General features: G+C 62.3%; 13 protein-coding genes. 2 read left to right on the plus strand and 11 right to left on the minus strand.

Going from position 1 to position 24379, the window contains the following annotated elements:
- Positions 1-84: 84 nt before the first annotated feature.
- From ET524_RS03455 to ET524_RS03470, 4 genes are all read right to left on the minus strand, one after another.
- A complete protein-coding gene (locus tag ET524_RS03455; protein ID WP_129423354.1) occupies positions 85-660 on the minus strand; it encodes a hypothetical protein in 576 nt (191 codons plus the stop codon).
- 289 nt (positions 661-949) lie between these two features.
- Entirely contained in the window at positions 950-1822 is an 873-nt protein-coding gene (locus ET524_RS03460) for a phosphoribosylaminoimidazolesuccinocarboxamide synthase (RefSeq protein ID WP_129423355.1), read from the minus strand.
- 102 nt (positions 1823-1924) lie between these two features.
- Complete coding sequence (locus ET524_RS03465) at positions 1925-3685, minus strand: sensor histidine kinase (RefSeq protein WP_129423356.1); 1761 nt, start codon at positions 3683-3685, stop codon at positions 1925-1927.
- Between the two features lie 76 nt (positions 3686-3761).
- Positions 3762-4472 (minus strand): response regulator transcription factor, encoded by a 711-nt coding sequence (locus tag ET524_RS03470; protein ID WP_042432516.1) that lies wholly within the window; start codon positions 4470-4472, stop codon positions 3762-3764.
- Positions 4473-4848: 376 nt separating this feature from the next.
- On the opposite strand from ET524_RS03470, the gene ET524_RS03475 reads away from it, so the two are divergent.
- The gene (locus ET524_RS03475) at positions 4849-6243 is read left to right on the plus strand and encodes a hypothetical protein (protein ID WP_201738639.1); all 1395 of its coding nucleotides are present in this window, start codon (positions 4849-4851) and stop codon (positions 6241-6243) included.
- 169 nt (positions 6244-6412) lie between these two features.
- On the opposite strand, the gene ET524_RS03480 is transcribed toward ET524_RS03475, so the two are convergent.
- Positions 6413-6850 (minus strand): YbaN family protein, encoded by a 438-nt coding sequence (locus ET524_RS03480; protein ID WP_236648242.1) that lies wholly within the window; start codon positions 6848-6850, stop codon positions 6413-6415.
- A 207-nt stretch (positions 6851-7057) separates the two neighbouring features.
- Positions 7058-14803: a leucine-rich repeat protein gene (locus ET524_RS03485; protein WP_129423357.1), complete on the minus strand. Its 7746-nt coding sequence runs from the start codon at positions 14801-14803 to the stop codon at positions 7058-7060.
- Positions 14804-16331: 1528 nt separating this feature from the next.
- Here ET524_RS03485 and ET524_RS03490 point away from each other — a divergent pair.
- Positions 16332-17315, plus strand: a complete 984-nt coding sequence (locus tag ET524_RS03490; protein ID WP_236648243.1) for a hypothetical protein — start codon at positions 16332-16334, stop codon at positions 17313-17315.
- Between the two features lie 478 nt (positions 17316-17793).
- On the opposite strand, the gene ET524_RS03495 is transcribed toward ET524_RS03490, so the two are convergent.
- The 5 genes from ET524_RS03495 to ET524_RS03515 all read right to left on the minus strand — a co-directional run bounded on the left by ET524_RS03495 (position 17794) and on the right by ET524_RS03515 (position 24268).
- The gene (locus ET524_RS03495) at positions 17794-18675 is read right to left on the minus strand and encodes an ABC transporter ATP-binding protein (RefSeq protein ID WP_129423359.1); all 882 of its coding nucleotides are present in this window, start codon (positions 18673-18675) and stop codon (positions 17794-17796) included.
- A complete protein-coding gene (locus ET524_RS03500; protein WP_129423360.1) occupies positions 18665-19657 on the minus strand; it encodes a FecCD family ABC transporter permease in 993 nt (330 codons plus the stop codon). The genes ET524_RS03495 and ET524_RS03500 overlap by 11 nt, the downstream gene beginning before the upstream one ends.
- Before the next feature lie 3 nt (positions 19658-19660).
- Positions 19661-20554, minus strand: coding sequence for a heme ABC transporter substrate-binding protein IsdE (gene isdE / locus ET524_RS03505; RefSeq protein ID WP_129423361.1), 894 nt, complete (start codon positions 20552-20554; stop codon positions 19661-19663).
- A 184-nt stretch (positions 20555-20738) separates the two neighbouring features.
- A complete protein-coding gene (locus tag ET524_RS03510; protein WP_129423362.1) occupies positions 20739-21632 on the minus strand; it encodes a heme-binding Shp domain-containing protein in 894 nt (297 codons plus the stop codon).
- Between the two features lie 311 nt (positions 21633-21943).
- Positions 21944-24268 (minus strand): hypothetical protein, encoded by a 2325-nt coding sequence (locus ET524_RS03515; RefSeq protein ID WP_129423363.1) that lies wholly within the window; start codon positions 24266-24268, stop codon positions 21944-21946.
- Positions 24269-24379 lie beyond the last annotated feature (111 nt).

A 24379-nucleotide genomic window follows, 5' to 3' on the forward strand; every position in this document is an offset into this window, starting at 1 on the left:
AAAACGCAAACGGGCACCGAACCGGCGCCCGCTTGCAAATTGCCTTATGAGGCCGAAGCGGGTTTGTAACCTGCTTGGTCTTGCTTACTGGTCCTTCTTCTTGCCGAAGCCGAACAGGCCCTTCTTCTTGGGCTCGGGCTCAGCGGGCGTCTCGGCGGCCTTCTTCTCGGCGGCGCGCTGGTCGGCCTTCGCCTTCTTCTCGGCGGCGCGTTGCTCTTTACTGGGGTGGCTGAGCACCTCGTCGGCGTACTTCTGGCGCGCCTTGCGGCACTTCGCGAAGTCGATGTAGAGCGCGGCGATGATGGCAACGTAAGCAAGCGCCAGCGTGACGTACGTTGCCGCGGCCGGCATGCCGAAGCTGTTGCCGGCGAAGCTGAGGCACGTCAGCACGATGGCCGCGATAAGGCACACCCACCAAATCTTGCGCAGGCGCTTGTACTCCGCGGTGGGCGGGTTGTAGAACTGGCGGTCGCGCTCCTGCTGTTTGGCGCGCTGCTGCTTGCGTTCGGCCTTCTTCTGCTGCGGCGTTTTCTCGGTGGGCTGGATGCGCACCGAGGACGCAGCCTTCGTGACCGGCTTGGCGGAAGCGGCGGATTTGCGCGTGGCACCCTTGTGGTTGTCGGTGGTGTAGCGCTCGTTCATCGGGTTTCGTTGGGTCATGTTCAGTCGTTTCTAGAATCGAAGAATTGCAGATGCGGCGAAGCCTCTCATTGAAACGCAACACCGTAGGTCTCGACTAAGTCAGCGAGGGTGCGCGAGGTGCCTCAGATTGCCTTGGAGACCGAACATGCCATTGGCATGTTCGGTCTCCATTTATGCGTCCGAGCGGACGCCATCAGCTCAGCTGAGCAGGCCTTATGGCCATGCCGCCGCAGCTGAAAGGCAAAATGAGGTACCTCGCGCGGCCGCAGCGTCGAGTGGTTTCGCCGGCCGGCAGGCCGGCGAAACATTAGTACTCGAACTTCTTGCCGGAAATCTTCTCGTATGCGGCGATGTACTTCTGGCTGGTGCGCTCGATAACTTCCTGCGGCAGGCGCGGCGGGTTGCCCGTGCGGTCCCAGTTGGCGTTAAGCCAGTCGCGCACGTACTGCTTGTCGAAGCTGGCCTGGTCGCGGCCCTCTTCGTACTCGTCGCCCGGCCAGAAGCGGCTGCTGTCGGGCGTGAGCACCTCGTCGGCCAAGATGATCTGACCGTCGATGACGCCGAACTCGAACTTCGTGTCGGCGATGATGATGCCGTTTTCGGCCGCGTGGTCGCGCGCGGCGGTGTACACCTTGATGGCCAGGTCGCGCAGCTGCGTGGCGGCATCTTCGCCGATGATTTCGGCGCAGCGCTCGAAGCTGATGTTCTCGTCGTGATCGCCGATTTCGGCCTTCGTGGAAGGCGTGAAGATGGGTTCGGGCAGCTTCGAGGAATTCACCAGGCCCTCAGGCAGCTTGATGCCGCACACGGTGCCCTGCTTCTGGTATTCCTTTAAGCCGCTGCCGGCCAAATAGCCGCGCACGATGCACTCGATAGGGAACATCTCGGCTTTCTTCACCAGCATGAAGCGGCCACGCAGGTAGTCGGCGTAGGGCTTGAACTGCTCGGGCAGGTCGGCCACGTCGGCGCTGATGAGATGGTTGCCGATGACGTCCTTGAGATGGTCAAGCCAGAACAGCGAGATTTGCGTGAGCACGGCTCCCTTGTGCGGGATCTCGTCCTCAAGAATGTAATCGAATGCCGAAATGCGGTCCGTTGCCACCATCAACAGCTTGTCGCCCAAGTCGTAAATGTCGCGCACCTTGCCTTGTGCGTCCGGCTTGATGTCGATTCCGCTCATGCCTGCTTTTCCTTTCCTATGCGGTTTCGCGCTGCGCGCACCGCGCACGCAGCCTGCTTATCCGCGCCGCCCCCGGCGACGTTGTAACCTTGCCATTATCGTCTATTTTTCATCGTCGTGCGAGCGTCCGAACGGTATCCCCGTTTTTTGCGCAAGTCGCTGCTCGCGCTGCTCTTTGCGCTGCTGCTGTTGCTCTTTACGTTGTTGCTGCTGTTCCTTGCGCTGCTGTTGCTGCTGCTCCTTGCGTTGCTGCTGCTCTTTGCGCTGTTCCTTGCGTTGCTGCTTCTGCTCTTCCTCTTCAGTGTACAGAGGCAGGTTGATGGTGAAGCAAGCGCCCTTGTCCTTCTCGCCTTCCACGGTGACGAACCCGTTGTGACGGTCGACGATCTCCTTCACCACCGACAGGCCGATGCCCAGGCCGCCGCTTTCGCGCGTGCGGCCGGCGTCGGCGCGCCAGAAGCGGCTGAACACCATCTTCGCCTCCTCGGGCGTCAGGCCGATGCCCGTGTCGCGCACGGCGATGGCCGCTTTGTCACCATGGCTGGAAACGCTGACGGTGATGGTGCCGCCCTCGGGCGTGTAGCGCACGGCGTTCGAGATGAGGTTGGCCGTGGCCTGGCGAATCATGTCGGAGTCGCCGCGCACGCGCACGCCGCGCTCCACCTCGTAGATGAGCTTCAGGCCCGAATCGGCCACGTAGGCCTCATGCGTGGCGATGATGCCGCTGATGAGGTCGCCCACATCGAGCACTTCCTTCTTCATGGGGTTGCTGCGGTTTTCCAGGCGCGACAGCTTCAAGATGGCGTCGACCAGGCGCGACAGGCGCTGGACCTCGGAGTTCACCGTTTCCAGGCGCTCCTCGTTCGGCTCGAACACGCCGTCGACCATGGCCTCGACCGTGGACTGAATGGCCATAAGTGGCGTGCGCAGCTCGTGCGCCACGTCGGTGGTAAGGCGACGCTCCAGCTTGCGGTCGCGCTCGATGGAGTCGGCCATGGCGTCGAACGTCATGCCCAGGCGGGCAATCTCGTCCTCGCCGCGAATGCCCGTGCGCGCCGAGAAGTCCCCTTCCTTGATGGCCCGCGCGGTGGACGCCATGGTATTGATGGGGCGCACCAGGTTGCGCGCGAACAGAAAGCCGATGCACGACGCCAGCACGATGGCAAGCACCGTGGCGAACACCATGGCCTGATAGGAGTTGCTCGAGAATTGCTCGTCGGCCTGCGTCAACAGCGACTCGCTGCCGTACACCCAGATGCGCACCGAGCCCACAGCCGTGCCGCCGTATTCGATGGGCGCGCTGGTAAACTGCTGGCTGGCGCTGACGGGCGGGGCAAGCGTGCGGCTGCTTTCGGAGCCGCCGCTTGACGACTGGCCGCCCGACGTCATACCGCTTTTCGTGCCGCCGTCGTCGTTCTCGATGGTAACAGCCGACGAGTCGTACACCGCCTTGCCGGTGGTGTTGTCGATGATGGCCACGCCCACGCCGCTGTTCAGGCTTTCGGCGTACTTCGCCACTGCCTCCACCTGCGGATCGTACAGCGTGTGCGATGTGTCGTACACCTCTTCGATGCGCGAGGCCGTGCTTTCGGCCAGCGACTTCATGTTCTCTTGCGTGTACGTATGGAAGTGCTGCTGCCACACGAACGACAGCACGCCGATGGCAACCATGGCGGTCATGGCCGCTATCAGGGCGAATGCCATGGTCATGCGCGTGGCGTACGTCAGGTTGTTCCACCAGTTGCGCACGCCCTGGAACGATTTCTTCTTGCGTTTCTTTCCCTCGGAGGGGCGCTCAACCACAACCGGCCCCGTGGATGCGGAGCCGGTCGTTTGAGCGTCTTGCGTTGTGTTGGTGTCCACGTGGCACGCGACCTTTCGTCACGAAATGAAAGGCGCGGCCGACGCTGCCAGCCGCGCGCTGGCTAGCGATGGCAGGTTACTGGCCCTGCTTGGTGGGATCCTCGAAGCGGTAGCCCACGCCGTGCACGGTGTGCAGCCACTTGGGGTTGCGCGGGTTGTCACCGATCTTGGCGCGCAGGTTCTTCACGTGGGAGTCGATGGTGCGCTCGTAGCCCTCGAAGTCGTAGCCGAGCACCTTTTCCACCAGCTCCATGCGCGAGTACACGCGGCCCGGGTAGCGGGACAGCGTGGTGAGCAGCTTGAATTCGCTGGCCGTGAGGTCGATTTCCTTGCCGGAAACCATGACCTTGTGGCCGGACACGTCGATGGTGAGCTCGCCGAATTCCAGCACCTCGCGCTGAGGCTCGGAGTCGGCATGCACGCGGCGCAGCAGCGCGCGGGCGCGGGCCACCAGCTCGCGCGGGCTGAACGGCTTGACCAGGTAGTCGTCGGCGCCAAGCTCCAAGCCGATGATGCGGTCTTCCACTTCGCCCTTCGCCGTAAGCATGATGATGGGCACATCGGAGTTGTCGCGGATGGCGCGGCAGACGCGCTCGCCGGGCACACGCGGCAGCATGAGATCAAGGATGACCAGGTCAAAGTGATGTTTCGAGAATTCTTCCAGCGCCTCCTGGCCGTCGCCCACAGCGGTTACCCAGTAGTTTTCACGCTCGAGATAAGCGGTAACGGCATCGCGGATGGCCTTCTCGTCCTCAACCAAAAGGATGCGGCGCGTTTCGTTGCTCATGGTTCACTCCTTAGGAAGTACGGTCCATGTTGACGTCCGGCGCGTCCCCCTTGGGCACGCCGGATGAATGGTGTTTGGGTTTATTGTAACAAGTGAAGTCAAACCGCTTCGCCCCTGTTGGCGAAATGACATAATTACCGCCATGGTAACCCGTAGAACATCTTCGGGCGGCACCTCGCGCCGCCCTTCCCAAACATCCCGCGCGAACAGGAGCACCGGCAAGCCGGCCCGCCCTGCACGTGGCGCTTCCGCACGCCCGAATACGGTTACGCGTGGCAGCGTTTCAGCAGGTCGTAGCCGCGGAACGCATGCAAGCGCACGCCCTGTTGCCGGGCGAGGCCCCGCTGGGCGCGGCAAGGCGACCCGCGGAGGCGCCGTGCGCAATGTCGGCTCGCGCGGTGCCGGCATGTATGTGGGCACCGCCACGCCCACGCCGCTTTCGGGCACACCGGGGCTTGGCGGCATCGGGCTTTCCGGCGGCGCGCCAAGCAGCCACGGCACGCCGCGAGCGGCCGCAGGCGATGGCGGACAGACGCTCATCACGCGCCGCGGGCTGCTGCTTGGCGCGCTGGGCGTCGGCGTTGTTGCCGCCGTGGGCGGCGGCGCGGCGGCCGTTGTCAGCAGCCAGGACAACAAGGCGCCCGACATCCAAACGCTGAAGGTGCCCACGGACGCCGTGTCCTCGATTTCAGACTTGTCCCAGATAGACAACGTTGACGACTGCATGACGAAGCTTGGCGAGTACGATCTGCCCTACGGCACGCTCGTGTTCGCCAACGACAGCAAGTTCGCCTGCTGCCTTCTGCCCACCGAAAAGGCGAAGCCGCTGACGCAGGTTGCCACGCTTTCGCTAAGCTCGGGCACCTACACCGTGGTGCTGGACAAGGCGCAGGGGCAAGATGACGGCTTCGAGATTTACGATGCGCGGTGCACGTCGCAAGGCGTCGTGTGGACCGAGGCCGACATTCTTGACGGCGTGTGGCGCGTGTTCTCGGCGCGCCTGAGCTCGGACGGCGGCAGCGTTTCTGGCGTGCAAAAGCTTGACGAGGGGTCCACCAGCGAGTTCGAAACGCCTACGATCGCCGCTGTGGGCAACCACGCGTTTTGGCAGGTCATGCCGAAAATCGACAACACCGTTTCCGCAGCTTCGCAAATTGCGCAGCTCAAGCGCGCCACCATGGGCAGCACCGATGGTAATGTGGTGTACGAGTCCGCTGGCCGCATGGCCACCGCGCCATACGCCTCAAGCGACGGCGTGGTTATCACGCCGCGCGCCGACGGGGCCTCGTCGTACTACCAGCTGACGCTTGTCAGCGAAAACGGCGACGTTTCCGACACCGTGACGCTGCCCGCTTCCATGAAGCCGCTTGAGGCCGGATACGGCAAGACGGGCTTCACGTTCGCGTTCGACGCCACGTACAGCTACGGCGACGGCATTGCCAACTTGGGCACGTATGCCCCGGTCAGCAAGCCGGGCAACGGCGGCTACAGCGACCAGAAGTGGCTGCGCTTCGACCGCACCCCCACCACCGCGCCGGCGTGGTGCGGCAACTGGCTGATGGTGAAGTCGACAAGCGCCGTGTGCGGCGTGGACGTGGAGGGCAAGCGCTATTTCGCGCTTGACGTGGCCAACGGCGCCGACGATTACGGCGAGTGGCTGGCGTCCGAAGGCGCAGGCGACACCGTGGTGACGTACTCGAACATCGACTACACCCCCATCGGCGGCGAAGCCGTGAACTGCTGCCGCGTAAAAGTCTGGCAAGCAAAATAGCACAGGGCAAGTTGCACCTGCCCGCTTGTAACGCCCACCTGCGAGTTGCGCCTGCTTGCGAGTTGCAACCACTCGCAAATAACGCTCGCTTGCAAGTAGCGCAATTTGCGAGTTGCAAAGACCGCCCCAAAGCAGTGAGGCATCAATGAAACGCCGGCTTTCGGAAGGATTATTCCTTGTCGGTTTTCACGACGAAGCCGAAATAGATGAGGTGGCCGGCCCATACGATGGCTAGCACGATGCGGCCGACAGGGACGCTGCCCATGAGGGCGAAGCCGATGGCCAGCAACGCCGTTACGGGAACGAGGATGGTGAGCTTGGCCTTCAGCGTCATGGAGCGCTTCGTGACGTAGCCCTCGAGCACCTGCTTGTAGAGCTTCGTGCATTTGAACCAGGCGTTCAGGCGCTCGGAGCTGCGCGCGAAGCAGAAGGCGGCCACCAGGATGAACGGCGTTGTGGGCAGAATCGGCAAGACCACGCCCACCATGCCAAGCGCGAAGCAGAGGAAGCCGCCTGCGGCCCACAGACCGTGGCGGAGCTTCGAATTGCTGCGTTTTGGCTGGTCGGACGCAAGAATCTGCTCGACTTCCATCACTTGCTCGTTCACGTGCGCACCTGCCTGTTGTTTGAGGTTGTTAACAAATCGCAAGAAGTTTACCAGGGTTACGACCGGGCAACAACCATAGGTAACAAAAATCACACGAGGCCACGCCGGGATTGCCAGCGTGGCCTCTTGCATAGGGGCGTTGTGCCGAAAAGCACCGGCGCGTCCGAGGCGTAAGGCCGCCCCTCGCGAAGGGCAGCCTTGCTGCTGCTAGTTGTTGCGCTTGCGCAGGCGCAGGGCCGCAGCGGAGATGATGGCGCCGAGCGCGGCGATGAGGCCGCCGCCCACGATCGGGGCTACCGGGGCCATGTCGCCCGTCTGGCTCAGCTTGCCGCTTGCCGCGGTTGCGGAGTTGCCGCTAGCAGCGCCGGGGGAGCCGCTGCCGGCTGCGTTACCGCTTGCGGAGCCGTTGTCAGAGCCGTTGCCGGCATCACCAGCACCGCCGCCGTTGTTGCCGCCCTGGTCGCCGCTGCCATCGTCCTTACCCGGCTGGTCGTCACCGTCGCCGGGCTTGGCCGGATCGTCCTTGCCAGGCTGGTCGGGCGAAGCCGCCTTCTCCAGGCCATGGCCAGCCTCCTGCAGCGTTTTCACGGCTGCGTCTACGTCGGCCTGCGTGGCGTTCTCGTCAGACGCAACCTTTTCGGCATTCGCCAGCGCATCGACCATCGCCTTCCAGCTTTCGGGCGTGTAATCGGACTCGTTCAGTCCCTCGATTGCCTGTTTGGCATGCTCAATTCCCTTGTTCAAAGCCGACTTGTCGGCCTTCACTTCAACCACGGCATCACCGCTGCGAACCGATGCTGCATTGTTTGCCACGCCCAGCGTGTTCGTTATCTCAACGCTGTACGCATGCTTGCCGGCCTCGGTCGCGTCGACCGTATACGTGGCATCGGTCGCGCCCTCGATGGCCGCGCCGTCGCAGAACCACTGGTACGTTAGCACGCCACCATCGGCTGACGTGGCAACCGCCGTCAGGCTGACGGGCTTGCCCACCGTTGTTTCGGTCAGCTCCGGCAACTGCGCCGCGAACTCGGGCGCCACCGCAGGAGCAACGCCGCGCACAACCACCTCGGAAGACTTCACCATGGCGCTTGCCCCGTTCGCCGAGGAGGTCAGCACCACGTAATACGTGTGCTCCCCAGACAAAACGTCGGGCTCAAAGCTGGCCTGGTTCGCTCCTTCAACGGCCACGCCGTCGCAGAACCACTGATACGTCAGCTGCTCGCCCGCCGCAGCGGAACCGACAACCGCCAGCACGGGCGCCTGGCCGCCTTCGACCACTGTCACAGGCGCGGTATCAAGATCGCGCACCAGCACGGGCGCCGATACTTCGCCAATCACATCGCCGGCCGTCAGCATGGTTGCATCGCGCACCTCGGCGCGCAGGTTCGTACCGTCGGCAGGCACCTGCCAGTTAATCGCGCTTGCATCAGACCAATCAGACAGCAGCGTCTCGCTTCCATCGGCGTTCTGCTGGAAGAAGCGGAACTGCTTCTGGCCGTCCACGCCGCCCACGGCCGTCGCGGTGACCTGCACCGTTGCCCCGGGCACCGTCGGAGCGGCGTTGGTCAGCTCCACGGCAAGCGGCGTGTACAGCTTGATGTGAGAAGCGGTCCACGCATCAATGTCAAAGTCGGCCGGTAGCTGACCCCACCATGCGAACATGGCCTCCTTCATGTCCTCGAATTCGGCACTCAGCGAATCCTTCGCAAGCTGTGCCACTTCCTCGCTTCCGGCGTACACGTACACCTGGTTCACGCGCTCGGCCGTTTCCTCGGCAGTGTCGCCACCGAACGCCGTGCCGGCGATGCTGAACGCCTCCACCGTAGATGACAGCACAATGGTTTGCAGCGCCACGTTGTTGAAGCGCGCTTTCTTCACGCCTGGCCCGAAGTACGCCGAGGCCATGAAGCCGTCATCGGTGAAGTCCATTGAGTCCTCGAACGCCCCCGATCCAGTCATGCCGCGCAGGATCAGGTGGTTCGGCATGTCTCCCATAAACGCGCTGTCGGAGATGTACGACACGTTCGGCCCGAAATCGGCAACGTCAAGCGGCACGCTGTACAGGCCGTCCACGTGCTCCAAGCTGTTGGGAAAGTTGATGTCCGTCAGCGACGTGCAATTATTGAACGCGCCCGTATCCAACTGGCGAAGGCCCTCGGGCAGCACGACCTTCTTGAGGTTCGCGTTGTTGCGGAACGCCTGCGCATCGATCTCCACCGTGCCCGGCGCAACCTCGTATTCCTCGAAGTCGTTCGTGGGCAGCGACAAGATCAGGTGCTTGCCCGACAGCAGCGTGTTGCCGTAGCCGTCCTTCTCGCCGTTGCTGTACTCCATGTTGCCGTACAGCACGTTGTAGTCAGCCGAATACACGGGGTTGTCCTCGGAAACCGTCAGCTCGGACAGCTCGTTGGCACCAGTCACGAACATGGAGATGTTGCCGGTCAGGCCCGCGCCGATGTGCACCTTCTTCAACGCGGAGATGTTGGAGAACGCGCCTTCGCCAAGCGTGGTCAGCGAATCGGGCATGATGATGGCCTGGATGGCCGAGCTGAGCCCGAAGCACTGATTGCCCACAGACTGCAGACGGTTCAGGTCGGTGCGCAGGTCGACGTCGGTCAGACTCGTACAGCTATAGAACGCGCTGCCGCCAAGGCTGATAGCGCCGCCGATGTTCGCGCTGGTAATCGCAAGGTTCATGAACGACCCGTGCCCCACCGTTTCCATGCCGTCGGGCAGCACCACGGAGCCGGCAAGCTTGCCTTCGCAGAACGAATACTCGCCTGCGCTCTTCAGCGTGCTGGGGAACGTCACCTCGGTTTCAGCGCCCTGGTAGAACGCGTAGTCGCAGATTTCCGTCACGCCTTCAGGCACGGCATAAGAGCCCGAAACGCCCAGCGGATACGTAATGAGCTGGCTTCCATCTTTGTTGAACAGCACGTCATCTTTCACGCTGTAGTGCTTGCAATCCTTCGGGATGTTGATGTGCAGCAATGACGTGTCGCCCACGAAACCCTTGACAAGCGCGCCGTCGGGGATGTTGGCGTTCAAATTGATGGTGGACAGGCTGCCCATGGACGCAAACACGCCTTCGCCAACGCTGTTGACCGAATCGGGCACCGTCAGCTCCGTGATCCTCGTAGACGCAAACGCGCTGCCGCCAAGGTACTTCAGCCCCTCGTTGAGCTGCACGGACGTGATGCCCGAGGCAAGGCCGAACGCGCCATCGCCGATGGTCTTCACGCCAGATGGCATAACGATTTCTCCGGAAAGCGCCGTGCCGCTAAACGCGTTTGAGCCGATTTCCTGCAGCTGCGACGGCAGGCCCTTCGTTTCGCCGTCCTGCGCACCTTCCACATCGGCAAGTTTCAGCTCGCCCAAGCCCAGGCACGCCATAAACGCGCCGTCGCCGATTTTCGTGACGTTGTCGGACACGGTCACGTCGTAAGCCTGCGGGCTCGACGAAAGCGCATCGCTGGGGATAACCGTTGCACCGCCGAAGTCGACCACCTGCACCGTGGTGCTGGACAGAACGCCCGCGCCCAGTTTCTCCACGGACTTCGGGAACTTCACTTCCTTGAGCTTCAGGTTGTTGTAGAACGCCTGCTCGCCCACTTCGCGCAGCTGGCTGGGGCGCTCAGCCGTGTCCTGGAACGTGACGGTGGTGAGCTTCGGGCAGTTGGAGAACGCCTGATAGCCGACGCTTTCCACCGACGAGGGCACAACCACTTCCTGCACGGGCGTGCTCATGAACGCCTGATCGTTGATGCGCTTGACGTTGTTCGGCACCTCAACATAGGAGCTGTTGCCCGCGTAGCCAAGCATCGTGCCCGTGGCCTCGTCGATGACGAATTCGTCGTAGTTGGCGGGGCGCACTTCCGCGGTCATGGTTGCCGAGCGCGTCTTGCCGTCAAGGCCCTGCACCGAAGCGGTAAGCGTGGCGTTGCCGATGCCGGTGCCGGCCGTTACCGTGGCCGACCCGTCTTCGTTTGCCTCAACGGAAGCGATATCGGCATTGTCGCTGGTCCACGTGACGGTTTGCCCTTTCAGGCTATCGGCCACAAGGGCTTTGACCTGGGTTGATCCGTCGGGCGCAATGCGGACGGACTTGCTGGCCATCACAATGCCCACCTCGTCGGATACCGCTGCCACGTTCACCGTAGCCTGTGCTTTCACGTCGGGATTGAGCGCGGAAGCAGCCGTGATGGTTGCGGTGCCGTCGGCTACAGCGGTCACGTTGCCAGCCTGGTCGACCGTTGCCACGGACCCATCGGAGCTTGACCACACCAGGTTCTTCTCGGTGGATTCCTCGGGAAGCACCGTTGCGTTCAGCTGCGTCTGCTGGCCAGGCGACAGCGAAAGCTCGGTGGAATCAAGCGTCACCGACTCGGCAGCAATCGGGGTCACCACCACGGACGCGGGCTTGCTGGGGTTCAGGCCGTAGTCCCACGCGTACAGCGGAACGGTGTTCGGGCACGGGTCGGTGCCGCCGATCTGCGTCTCCACCTTGTCCCACGCCGCCTTGATGTCGGAAATCTTCGTCGTGAAACTCCACGTGTGCGTGCCGTCCTCGTTGGTCACGGGGTCGGACGTGGGGTTGATGCGATAGAAGTAGCCACCGGTTTCGGGATCGTGGAAGTCGAAGGCCGCCAGCCAGGAAAGGTCGGTCACCTTGAAGCTGACGGTGGCTTCCTCGCCTTCGCCCGCATACTCGATATCGGTGATTTGCGGGCCCGTGGTGTCGTAATAGAACGAGGCCACTTGGTCGGTTTGCGTTTCCCCGCCCGGACCTGCGGTTGCGGCCGTGCGCTCCAGCGTGTACTTGCCGTCGGGCAGACGGCGCCCATCGCCGTCCTTGCCGGCAAACGAGGAATAGTAGCCGATGCGCGCATCGGCCGGGATCACGTACCCGCCGCTTGCATAGTAGTACGATTTCGAAACCGCATCGTGGCTGTACTCCAGCACGGTTTCGCCCGCCTCTTTCTTGTACGTGTACGTCAGGTTGTCGACGCCGCGCAGCAGGCCCGTCAGCGGGATGAGTTGGCTGGGGGCACTGTCGTAGCCCATGTTCGATACAACCATCTTGTTGACGTCGACCTTGCTGTAATCGCCCGCCTGCACCAGCGCGCTTGCGGTTGCGTCAAGCAGGTTCACGCCAAGCGGCAAGCCGTTCGGGTCGGAGTTCACGGTGCCGTACATGTGGTACGAACCCGTGCCGTCTTCGGTTATGGCCTGGCCGTCGAACACGTTGCTCTGGGACCAGTCGCCGTAGAAGCCCAAAAACGGCACGGACAGGTCAACACCGCCGTCCGTTGCAGCAAGCAGCGCGAAGCCGTCGACGAACGTGCCGTTGGGAGTGTTCTGCGCAGCCCAGCTGGCGAACACATCGCCGCAGGTCACAGATACGGTGAAGCTTGCCTTGCCGCCCGCCGGAACGCTTACCGTGCCTGACGCCGCGTTATAGGCGTCGCCGCTGAACGTCACATCGATGCCCTTGCCGGTCCAGTTATCGGATTGCAGCTGGAACAAGCCGTCGGCAACCTGTTCGGACAGCGCCGCGCCATCCGCCGCAAACGTATGCTCTTCGGCGCCAAGGTTGGTCAACGTCACCGCGAAATTCCATGCGCCGGTAGCGGATTCACCCAGGTCAGCCTTCGGGCGCGAAACATCGCTGGCGCCTTCAACGGTGGCGAACACGTCGGATGCGGTTGCGGCCTTCACGTTCGCCAGGCCGGCGCCCTGTTTGCGCGGGCTATAGTAGCTGCCTTCAACCGCCTGGTCCGCAATAGGCGTGGCCGTTGACATAAGCAGCTGCGTCACCGCATCGCTGCGCTCGGCGCCGCTTAAGCCCGCGAATTTCGCGTCGTTTTCGATATATTGATGCATCTGCGCCGAAATGCCCGTCATCTGCGGTGTTGCCATGGACGTGCCGGACATGTAAGCGTAGCCATTGTCCAAAACGCTTGAGTAGATGTTGCCGCCCGGCGCGGTGATTTCAGGTTTCAGGTTCAAATCGGGCGTGACGCCCCAGCTGGAGAAGTCGCTCATGGCGTAGTCCGTGGATGCCGGCAACGAGGCACCTGAGTCCACAGTCACGGTTTTCGTTTCGGAATTCGCCAGCAGCTCGCCGTCATCGCCGGAGATGCACACCACGGGGAAGTACAGGTTCATGTCCGAAACGGCAGCGTTGTCAAGGGCGCCAGGCTCGTTGTTGTACACGATGATGGCTTTCGGCCAGCCCATCGCACCGGCGTTGCTCATGATGTTCTGAATCTTTTCGGTGAACGTGAGATTCGGGTCAGACTCATTCGCTTTTCCGCGCTTGACCAGGACGATCTTGTTGCTGAGGTCCCAGTTGTTCGCATTACCCCATTCGTTCGTTTCATTAGCAGAACCATAGCCCAGATCAACCAGGTCGTACGTGCCGTCCTCGATACCGGTAAGGTCGGGCGCCGTTTCGCCGCTGTTTTGACCGTTGCGCTGGATGCCCATCTTGTCGTAGCCAATGACGGTGCCGTCGGCAGCCTTGAACGCGCTTCGAGGCAGCGAGTTGTTCACGCTGGCCACGGAAAACGCGCTAACCGACGTGGAAGGCGACGACACGATGCCGCTGTCAGGGTCTTCTGCATACGGTTTGCTTTCGCCGGACTGGTTGCCAAAAGCGGCAGAGTACGCGTTACCTGCGGCAACGTTAACGGTGACGCCAAGGTCTTCCAGCTTGTGCAGCGCCTCGTCGAACACTTCGGAGCCGTATTTCGAGAAGCCGCCGTCCGTGCCCAGCGACATGTTGATAGCGTCGGGTGCAAGCACCGCGCAGTCGTCGAGTGCGGCAAGGATGGCGTCGTTGGGGATGGAACCGGTGACGTCGGAGGCCACCTTCATGGCGATGATCTGGGAGTCGGGCGCCGTGCCGCGGATTTCGCCGGCGTTTGCTGCGGCAATGCCCGCCACGTGCGTGCCGTGCTCCAGGTCGGATGATTTCGGCGTGACTTCCGTGTCGTAGTCGGCGTAGTCGTATGCGAAGGGGATTTTCTCGCTCACGTACACGCCGTGCTGGCCGCCGGCCACCATGGAGCCCTGCAAGCTGGAGACAGCGCCCGAAGTCAGCGCCACCGCGTTGTCGTCCAGGTCGCCGGAGAACGCTTCATGACCCGTTGCCACACCCGAGTCGATGATGGCAACGGTCTGGCCCTCGCCGGTTTCTTCAACCTGATCGGCCGCGGTCATGTCAAGCGAGCTTTGGTTTTTCGGCGCAGCTTGCTCGCCTTCGTCCTGGGGAATGTCAAGGTTTTCGCCCAAGACCGCGCGCTTCACGCCGTCCATGGCCTTGATGTCGTCAAGCACGCCCGCGGGCGCCTTGATGGCGAAACCGTCGATGACGTGGTAATAGTCGTGCAGCTCCTGAACGGCGTCATCGGCAGCCTGCGTCGAGAGCAGCTGGATGCCGCCGTTTTCGTCGGTGCCCAGCTGTTGCGCCACCACCTGGCGGATGCAGTCTTTGAAGTACGCGTGACGGTCTTGTTGCGCACGGCCCAGCAGATTGCTGAACAGGCTGACGCCCTGGTTGCCGCCGTCCTCAAGCTGCACAATAATGGTGACTTTTTCGTTGGGATCTTGCCCCACGCCGTCCAGAAGGTTTGTCCCACCTGCGGTTTCTCCGACTTCGGCTTCGGAGGTGGCCCCGCCCATGGGCGTCAGCAATGCGCCGACATCCTGATTGGAAGCGTTTGTATCGAAGTCCGCGCTTTGGTCGGAATCTGCTGCCTGCGCCGCCGACTCCGCCGCAACGGACGCGGATGAGCCTTGCGCCTGCTGGGTTCGAGCTGTCTGATTCGCCGCGTCGTCCTGCGCGGGATTTGCCAGCGCGGCCGCGGGAACCATGAGCGTGCTTGCCAGCGTAACGGCCAAGCCGCCGCGAATCATGCCAGTCAGGCTCTCTTGCATGGTTGGGTGCATGTCCTGTTCCTTTCCTGCTTCCACTCATTCCCATCCGGATAGATGCATCGCCGACGGTACACGCGCCGTCACGCCAAACTCGCCATCATTGCGACCTCGGACGAGCTCGCAATGATGAGCGATTGCAAGCAACCGCATAACCGTTCGCAGCACGCAGACAAGCGCAAGCCAAGCCGAGCCCAGAGCGCGCACTCGCCCAACACTGCGCGAACAGCGTTCTCGTGCGATGTTATCTTTGGATTACTTATCGATAGTAGCAAAAGTTACCCTTAGATACCATTGTTAATTTGTCGAACGGATTTTTTCGTTTGCGAAGACGCCCCGCAGGCAATTGCTCGGAGACGTTCCCGCAGGCTTATTTTCGAAGGTGTGGTGTTCCCGCAGGCCAACGCCAAGCACGGTGAGTAGCGCCAGCCTTTGATGCAATTAAGCAGTCAGGCAACGAACCCCAGCGAAAGGCGGCGTCGAATGCCAGACAGCAACGACGCGAGTCCGAGGCCCGCGCAGAAGTTCGGACGAGCATAGCGGTTCAGCCAGTTGCGCCGCCCCCGGTACCTGTCCCCCGATCCCGTCAAGCCCAGCTTCGCCACATCCCGCTCACCTCGCAAGCCGCCGGCAGCGCGCTTTCGCGCGCCGAGTTGTCGCGCCCAAGTCCGGTTTCGCGCACCGAGCCGTTACACCCAGGTCCGGCTTCGCGGCGTCTCTCTCGCAGCATCGAAGCCCCCTTTGTGCAAGATTTTGAACTTTCCGAGCCTTCGTTCATTTCCCAATCGAAATAGGACAAGATTTTGAACTTTCCGAATGAGAAACACCCCCTCTAAGCTCGTATCGTGCAAGAAATCGAACTTTCCGAATCTGAAGCCACAATTCCACGAGCAATTCCATTCGGAAAGTTCAAAATCTTGCACCAAACTCCCTCCAACAGCACACCAACGGCTACGCCGAGCAACACAACATCCAGCAAACGCCGGCCACACGCCCGCGAATCACCCTTCACGTCCCACCTTCGTGGCCTCCGCCTTTGCCCCCTGCTTCCATCTCCGCCTATTGCCTCTATTTCCACCTTTGCCTCTAGTTCTGCCTGCGCTTCTGTTTCTGCCCCTGCCTCTATTATCGTTTTCGCCTTCCGTCTTTGCTTTCGCGCCCCCGTCTTCGCCTTTGCCCTTCGCCCCCTGTGCTTTCATCTCCGCTTTCGCGCCTGCTCTTCACCCTCCGCCGCCGCAGCATCACCAAGATTCGCCGGTTCCACCCCCCAGGAAACGCTGATACGGATTCGCGTCCAAAAACCATCATCTCTAGCCCATCCGGAAGGTTTTCGCCCCGGTCCCCTGGCTGTGCGCGACAGCGCATCATCGACGCCCGAAAATCGCTCGATTGCCCGCCATTTCGCCAATTTCGTTAGCTTGTCCAGCAAAAGCACGCGGAACCTTACCGGTTTGCACCTTGAGCACACACCGGAATCTTACCCAGGTCTTGCACCAGCATTTTTCCAGTTCAAAGGGATATTTCGCATGCTATGATGCAGCCCATGACCACCGTAATCACCCACATATCGGCGCTCCAACTTTATCGTACGGGATTATTCGACAACCCCGAGGCCGGGATGCGCCAACCCGCACGCCAACCCGAAATTGCGCGCGCGATCGCTCACGCAAAGCCCTCTCGCAATGAGGCGGAGGCGCTTCTTGCCGACATGCCGCAAGATGCCGAAAAGCCCGTCCACCTGCTAGTGGCTGACGAAAGGGCGCGATGTCGAAGCAATCTTGTCCGATGCCATGTTCCACCCCCGGTGCTCCCGCGCCGAGCCTTAACGCGCATCGATAGCGACCGCTACGTCGCGTCGCCGCATTTCCTGTTTCAGCAAATGGCGCCGTCGCTTTCGCTTGTTGAGCTCGTTTGCCTTGGCTTTGAGCTGTGCGGGGATTATCGACTTTCCAACGGCGCTGAGCGCGGTTTTCGCCAGCGCGACTCATTCGGCACGCCGACCTCGTTCCAGCAGCTCGCGGACTGCGGCCCCTGGACAAAAGGCGGCAAGAAAGCGCAGCTTGCACTCCGATTCGTTTGCGCGCACTCGGCATCACCCATGGAAACCATCGCAGCGATTTCGCTGACGCTTCCTTGCGCATACGGAGGATTCGGTCTGACAAAACCGCAGATGAACTACAGGATCAACTTGTCGAAAAACGGCAGGGCAACATCGGGGAAATCGTACGTAGTTGCTGATATTTGCTGGCCCGAGCACAAAATTTGCGCCGAATATCAAAGCACCCAGTTCCATACCGGCGCTGAACGCATCAACGCAGACGCACATCGGCAGACGGCCCTCGAGGAACGAGGCTATTCCGTGTTCGAAATTACCGCGCAACAGGCGCTTAGCGAGCATGGCATGGATGGCATCGCACGCGCCATCGCGAAAAAGATGGGCCGCAAGTTCCGCCCACAAGCTTCATGGGCGCACAAGCAGCAAGCGATGCGGAAGGACCTGCTCGCCTGGCACGGTTTTGACGTATAAGAACGGCTGCGGAACGCAGTACTCCCGCTGCCGCCCGAAATCAACACCGGTATGATTCCGGGATGTCTGCGCAACGCCGCAGTAACGACCGTATGGCGGAAGCGAAATGAGCCGGAATGCAGGATTTCGAACTTTCCGAGCCCAACTTTCACCCGAGCGGATGGTTGGTGCAAGAAATCGAACTTTCCGAGCTTATCATTCGCCCTGGCCGACATTTGGTGCAGGATTTTGAACTTTCCGAGCCTATTCGAGCGCGAACAGATTCGGAAAGTTCAAAATCTTGTCCAAGCACAACGAAAACGAGGCCTCAGCCCCGTTTTCGCATTCGGAAAGTTCGAAATCCTGCGCCAAACGCGCAACCCACCCGCGCAGAAGCTACCCACCCATACGCGAAGCGCGCTCCTATACTGCCAGGACGAAGGGCTTGCCTTCGCGATGCGGGGGGAGCTGCTCTGGGAGTCCGCCGCGAAGCGCGCTTCTACACCGCCAGCACGAAGGGCTTGCCTTCGATGGTGGTGACGCCTAGGCGCACGCCGTAGACTTGCTCGAGCAGGTTGGGCGTGATGATGCTGTCAGGCGCGCCTTGCGCGACGATGCGTCCGCCGGCCAGCGCCACCAGGTTGTCGCTGTAGCGCAGCGCTTGGTTCACGTCGTGCAGCACCATGGTCACCGTCATGCCGAATTCGCTGTTCAGGCGTTTGACTAGGTGCAGGATGTCCAGCTGATAGCGGATGTCCAGGTACGTGGTGGGCTCGTCGAGCAACAGCACGTCCGAGCCCTGCGCAAGCGCCATGGCAATCCACACGCGCTGCGCCTGCCCGCCCGACAGCGCAGACACCGGCCGGCGCGCGTACTCGGTCAGGCCCGTCACCTCAAGCGCCCAGGCCACCATGCGCTCGTCTTCCTCGGTGCTTGCCGCGCTGCCCACGCCGTGGTACGGGAAGCGCCCGTAGCCCACCAGCTTCTCCACCGCCAGGTCGCCCGGCGCGGAGTTCTTCTGGTGCACGATGGCCACCAGCCGCGCGAAATCGCGCAGGCGCAGCGCGGACACGTCGCCGCCGCGCAGGTGGATGCTGCCGCCCGTGGGCTTGAGGTTTTTCGTCAGCAGATTGAACAGCGTGGACTTACCCGAGCCGTTTGCCCCGATGAGCGTGGTGATTTGCCCCTCGGGAATGGTCAGGTCCAGGCCATCGAATATGGGCACGCGCCCGTGGTCGTAAGCGAATTGCAGCCCGTTTACAGTGAAGACGGGGGCAGCGGGCACCGAATCCGTCAAGCTAGCGCCGGCCTTCCCCTCCATCTCATCAGCCACACCGGCCGAAGGCGCGGCGGTCAGCTGCTCGTTTTCGTTATTCGCCATAGGTACCACGCGCCTTTCGGAGCAGCAGGATGAACGCCGGGCCGCCTACCACCGACATGATGACGGCGGCGCTAATCTCATACGGAGCCGCAATGGTGCGGCCGAGCGTGTCGGCCAGAAGCAGGCAGAACGCGCCAAGCAGCATGCTGTAAGGCACCAGCCACTTGTGCGACGTGCCCACCAGCAAGCGCGCGATGTGCGGCACGATCAGGCCCAAAAAGCTGATGGGGCCGATGATGGCCGTGGAAATGGACGCCAGCAGCACGGCAACGGCGCTGATAAAGATGCGATTTTTGTTCACGTCCAGGCCTAAGCTGCGCGCCGTTTTATCCTCAAGCGAAAGCAGGTCGCAGCGCTTCGTCACCAGCAGCGCAACGATCAGCCCCACGGCCGCGTAACCCGCAAGCGTTTCCAGATCGCTCCACGTTTTCATGGTGATGTTCGCGTTCACGATGCTGGCCACGCCCGACAGCGTTCCGCCCGTGCCCGAGCTGAACGCGCTGGAAATGCCCGAGAACATGGCGCTGACGGCCACGCCCACCAAAATGACGCGCAGCGGCGAAAGCCCGCCACGCCACGACAGGCTGTACACCAGGCCGAACGCCACCATGCCGCCCGCGAACGCGAACAGCGGCGTGAAGTAAAACAGCGCCGGCGCGAATGCCGTCACCAGCACAGCCGCCAGGCTTGCGCCGCTTGACACGCCGATGATGCCCGGATCGGCCAGCGGGTTGCGGATGACCGCCTGCAGAAGCGTGCCCGAAACCGCCAGCGCCGCGCCGCCCACCATGGCAATGAAGATGCGCGGGAAACGCAGGTCGTAGATGGTGGCAACCGTGTCGTCGTATTCGACGAACAGGCCGCTGACCAGCTGTTCTGGGCTTACCTGCAAGCTGCCCGTGTTCACGGCAACGAAGAACAGCGCCACAAGCGCCAACGCCGTCACCACGAACGCGGCTATTTTCCTTCCAGTACCTACCATAGCTTAGCCTTCCTCGCCGTACAGCATGGGTTGCAGCGTCTGCAACGCATCGGGGTAATTGAACGTGGCACTCATGCCGAACTGGTCGTACGGCAGGTCGTACACGCGCCCTTCCTTCACCGCGCGGAAGTGCTTCCACACGTCGTTCGTGGCGAATTCGTCGGCGAACATGGCCATGACCTGGTCTGGCAGCGCGTGCGCCGTACGCAGGATGATGTCGGGGTCGCGCGCCTGCATGTCTTCGGTGTTCACATTCAGGAACTCCTGGTCGGAACCGGCATACACGTTTTGCCCGCCCGCAAGCGCCACCAAGCTGCCGGCGTAGCTGTTCTCGGTGGCCACAATGTAGCTGCCGGGCAGGCCCATGAGCACCAGCACGCTCGGCTGCGGCTTGCCGTCGATGCTGGCGCGATAATCGGCCATGAACGCATCATATTCCGACACAAGCGCCGCCGCCTGTTCGCGACGGTCGAACTTCGCGCCCATGGCCGAGATGCTGGCGTACATGCCCTCGACGCTGCGCAGATCCAAAAACATGCACGCCACCGCAATGCCGGCGTACTCCGGGCGCAGGTCGTCGATGAGCGAATTCGGGCCGATGACGCAGCTGGGATGCAGCGACTTCACCACTTCCAAATCGGGCGACATGGGGCTTCCCACCTGGGGAAGCTGCGCGTAGCGCTCGGGCATGTCGCGCGAGGAGCTGCACACGCCCACCAGGTCAAGGTCCAGCTTGTCGCAGATGGTGGCCACGGCGGGCGATGTGGCGATGAGCCGCTGCTGCTCGGTGCCGTCGGCATTGCGATATGGATGCTGGTCGACGCAGCCGGCAAGCGGCAGCGCCGCCGCCGACAGCGCGGCCACCGCCAGGCCGCCGACGAAGCGACGACGCGTCATCGCGCGGCAAGCGCGTGGCTGCCAAGCATTGGCGGAAGCCTGTGCGAGTGCTGCAGAAAGCTGCCGTTGAGCAGGTTTTTTGCCAGCTGAGCTCGCCGCACCTTCAGGCGATGGCGGCAAAGGAGCGCCCATCGGGGAAACGCAAGCGCCCTGCCGCCCCCCGCCTTGCTGTTCGCTGCGCACGCTACTTGCCCTTCGGCTTCGCGGCGGCGGCTGCTGCGGCGGCCGCGGCGGCTTGCTTAGCGCGCTTGGGCTTGAGATACGCGAAGTATGCGATCACGCCGGCGATAACAACTACCACCACGATGCCCGCCACAACAGCGCCGGTGGTGGCGCCATCAAGCGGGGCGGACTGGCTGCCTTCGGTGGTTTCCTGGCCATCGGCGTTGTACTCCTTCACGCCGGAATTCGCTGCGGAATCGGCGCTCGGAGCAGCTTCGCTTGTTGCGGTTGCGGCGGCGTCAGCGGCAGGCACGGTTTCGCTCTGGGCCGCCGGCGCCGGCTCAGCGGCTTCCTCACCAGGCACGATGCTCTCGACGAACGGCAGCGCGTCCGTGTTGCCCTCCGCCAGGTCCGCCAGCTGCACGAAATAGACAACGGCGCGGCTCATGGGGTTCACGTACATGCTGACGCGGATGTTCGACGTCTTGCTGGGCACCTGGAAGCGCCAGTCGGCCACCGCGGTGTCGCCCACGGCGGACGTCTGCATCTGCGTGGCCTCCACCTCGGCAAACGCGCCGTCGCCGGCGTTGTCGGCCCAGAACGCCATGGCGCCCATCTGGTCGGCCAGCTTGAAGCGCAGCGTCACGAACGTGTTGCCCGCAGTGTCGGTTTCCACGAGCGCCGCCGGGTACGTGCAGCCCGTGGTCATGGATTCGGCCAGCGCAATGTTGCTCTGACCTGCGGAGTCTTCGATACTTCCCGTAACCGGGTTGCTGTACGACGGCACGGTCGCCGCCGTGTACACGGCCGACGTGGCGGCATGCGCCACGCCAACGTGGGCCACCGCCGAAACAGCAAGCGCCACCACCACCGCGCACACGGTGGCCAACGTGCTGCGAACCATTCGCTTCGTCATGGATTTCTCCTTCTGAACAGGGAAAACGATTCCACTTATTAAACGGCGAACAGGCCGGCCCCGCACTGCGAGGCCGGCCTTTCGCTTCGCCCGCAAAGGGGCTGCCCCCGCAGGCAACGAGGCAAACGCACGCCCCGAAATCAATAACGCGCAAGCGTGGCAATCGAGTTTGCGAGCCAGCGCCCGGCATGCCAGCAAGCGCCCCAAGCGTCGTCACGCACGGCAGCCGCCCTTGCTTTGCGCCGCATCAGCCCCGCCCGAGTTCGCGAAATGCTGCAAGGCGAATGCCGGCACGCAAGGGCGACCGGCTGCTACTGCCGCTTGCTGCGGCGACGGGACGCCACGGCAACGCCGCCGGCCACCAGGGCCGCAACCGCAGCAGCGCCCGCAACACCGGCAGCGACGTCACCGGTCTGCGCCATGGTGGTGCTGCTAGAAGCCACCACGGAGTCCTGACCCGTGCCCAGGTCCTTGGCCTGCGACAGCTTCAGGTGCATGTCGGCAACCTGCGCGCCGCCGCCAAGCTGCTCCATCTCCTTGATGGTCATGCTGATGGGCACCACCGTGTCGGAGTCGGCCTTCGGAATGGAAACGGTGTACTGGTTGCCGCTTTTCGCCAGCGTGGAGCCGTTGTACGCCAGCGAGATGATGTGGCTAGCGCCTTCGCTGGTGGCCGAGAAGCTCACCTTGAACGTGCCGTCGGACTGCGGGCGGACCAGCGCGGTGTCGCCGAAGTACTTCGCGGCCATGGACGTCTCGGAGCTGTTCTGCTTCAGCCAAGAAACGGGCACTTGATAGGTGTGGCCAACCTGGAAGCCCTGCTCAGCCTTCTGGCCAGCGGGGTCGGTGGTGGTAGTGCCGGAGTTGTTGCCACCGTTGTTGCCCGCGTTATCGTTCGGGTTGCTCGGCTTGATCGGCTCGCCGCTGGTGGTGGGCAGGCTGGTGGTGTCCATGCTCAGGTATGCCGTCTGCTGCATATCGCCCACCGGCGTGCTCAGGCCGAAGGTCAGCTCGATTGCCTCTGCCAGCGAGTCGACCGTCACTTCATACTGGTTGTTGCCCAGGCTGGTTGCATCGGCGCCAGCATGCGAAACGCCCTTGATGTACTCAGCGCCGGCAGCGGTAATACCGAAGCGCACCTTATAATGAGCGCCGTCCCACACCACCGTGGCGTTCTGCTCGAAATACTGGGCAGCCATGGAGTCCGAGCCATCGGCCTTCACCAGCTTGGCAGGCACGGTGTACTCCTTGCCCTGTTCAAGCTTGAAATCAGCCTTCGAACTAGAGGGCTTATCGGCGGAGTTGTCGAACGCTTCAATGGCCGCATTCAGCTGCTCGGTTGCCGCGTTCACGCCCGCCTGAGGAATCTTGTCGTTGGCAGCAGCCTTCTCGGCGATGGCAATGGCCTCCTGCAGCGCAGCGAACGCCTTGTCGGTCTTGTTGCCCCGCTCGATGGCCTTCGCCTTCGCAATGGCAACGTTCAGTGCGGTCTTGTCAACCTGCTGCTCGTCCTGACCAGGCTTGGGCTTGGTGCCTCCGGGGTTGTTGAACGCCTCCACAGATGCGCTCAAAGCCGTAATGGCATTAGCAATGCTGTCGTCCGTTGCGTTGGCCGAGTCGACGGCAACGTAAGCGTCGTCGATGGCCTTCTGCAGCGCCGCGTTCGCGCCGTCGGTCTTCCCGCCCGCGGCAAGTGCCTTCTCGGCAACCACGATTTTAGACGTCAGGCCCGTCCTATCAACGGAAGAAGGTTTTGGCGTCGCATCGCCGATGACCAGCTGGAACGGGTGCAAATTCGTCATCAAACCCGTGGGGCCCGCTTTTAGTGTGTAGCCGAACGTGATGTTGTACGTGCCGTCAACTCCAGGTAGCGGCAGTGAATACGTGGCCGAGCCGTCCTCGTGCACCACCTTCGGCACCTTCACGCCCGCAAACGTGATGTCTCCAAGCGTGTTGCCCGCGCCCAGCGAATTCGCCGTCAGCTCGACGGTGTAGCCGTTTTTGGCCGGAGTCACCTTCACCTTGTCCTGGAAGCTGCCACCATACTTGGACGTGGCATCTTCGCCCTTGAAGAACAGCTTGAAACCGGTTTCGTAAGCCGCATCGGCTTCTTTGATGGGAAGCGTGGAGGTGTCGAGCGTCATGGTGTAGTCGATACCTGCCGGGAACATGCCCGCCATGGCGCCGCCGATGACGATGTTCGCCTTGATGACGTCATCAAGCGAGGAAACGTTGAACGTATACGTATGGTCCGCAGACTGGGAAATCTTGTTCCCATTGACGGTCATGTCGCCGATTGCGGCGCTGTATTCGGCGAAGCCTACCACCACGTTGTACGTGCCGTCCGCTTGCGCGACGATGTCGACCTGGTTGCCGAAATACTTGCCGATCATTTGCTTGACCATGGCGGCCATAGAACCCTCGGCATCGTATGCAACGTTGACCGTATATGCCTTGCCAACCTCCAGATCGTACTGCTTCTGCTGGCCCTCGCCAGAGAGCGCCACGGGGGTTGCGCCGTCGTTGCCGGCATCTTGCGCCAGGGCGATTGCCGGCACCATGCCCGTGGCCAGCGTGGCCGCCAGCACCAGCGAAGTTCCGCGACGAACAACGCTGTATCTCATTTCCTGTTTCATTCCGCTGTTCCTTTCATCTTCCAACGACGACCAAACGCGATTGCAAACCACCAGTTCGGAGTGTCGATTTATCTCAGGCAAACAGTTGGTTTTTTCGAACTGTTATCTCAG

The sequence above is a fragment of the Senegalimassilia faecalis genome, assembly GCF_004135645.1.
In the GTDB taxonomy this organism is placed as follows: Bacteria; Actinomycetota; Coriobacteriia; order Coriobacteriales; family Eggerthellaceae; genus Senegalimassilia; species Senegalimassilia faecalis.

Bases quoted from the DNA above. Each gene is read 5' to 3' on its own strand.
- ET524_RS03455 (WP_129423354.1), bottom strand. From the start codon at position 660: ATGACCCAACGAAACCCGATGAACGAGCGCTACACCACCGACAACCAC.
- ET524_RS03460 (WP_129423355.1), bottom strand. From the start codon at position 1,822: ATGAGCGGAATCGACATCAAGCCGGACGCACAAGGCAAGGTGCGCGAC.
- ET524_RS03470 (WP_042432516.1), bottom strand. From the start codon at position 4,472: ATGAGCAACGAAACGCGCCGCATCCTTTTGGTTGAGGACGAGAAGGCC.
- ET524_RS03485 (WP_129423357.1), bottom strand. From the start codon at position 14,803: ATGCACCCAACCATGCAAGAGAGCCTGACTGGCATGATTCGCGGCGGC.
- ET524_RS03490 (WP_236648243.1), top strand. From the start codon at position 16,332: ATGACCACCGTAATCACCCACATATCGGCGCTCCAACTTTATCGTACG.
- ET524_RS03495 (WP_129423359.1), bottom strand. From the start codon at position 18,675: ATGGCGAATAACGAAAACGAGCAGCTGACCGCCGCGCCTTCGGCCGGT.
- ET524_RS03500 (WP_129423360.1), bottom strand. From the start codon at position 19,657: ATGGTAGGTACTGGAAGGAAAATAGCCGCGTTCGTGGTGACGGCGTTG.
- isdE (WP_129423361.1), bottom strand. From the start codon at position 20,554: ATGACGCGTCGTCGCTTCGTCGGCGGCCTGGCGGTGGCCGCGCTGTCG.
- ET524_RS03510 (WP_129423362.1), bottom strand. From the start codon at position 21,632: ATGACGAAGCGAATGGTTCGCAGCACGTTGGCCACCGTGTGCGCGGTG.
- ET524_RS03515 (WP_129423363.1), bottom strand. From the start codon at position 24,268: ATGAAACAGGAAATGAGATACAGCGTTGTTCGTCGCGGAACTTCGCTG.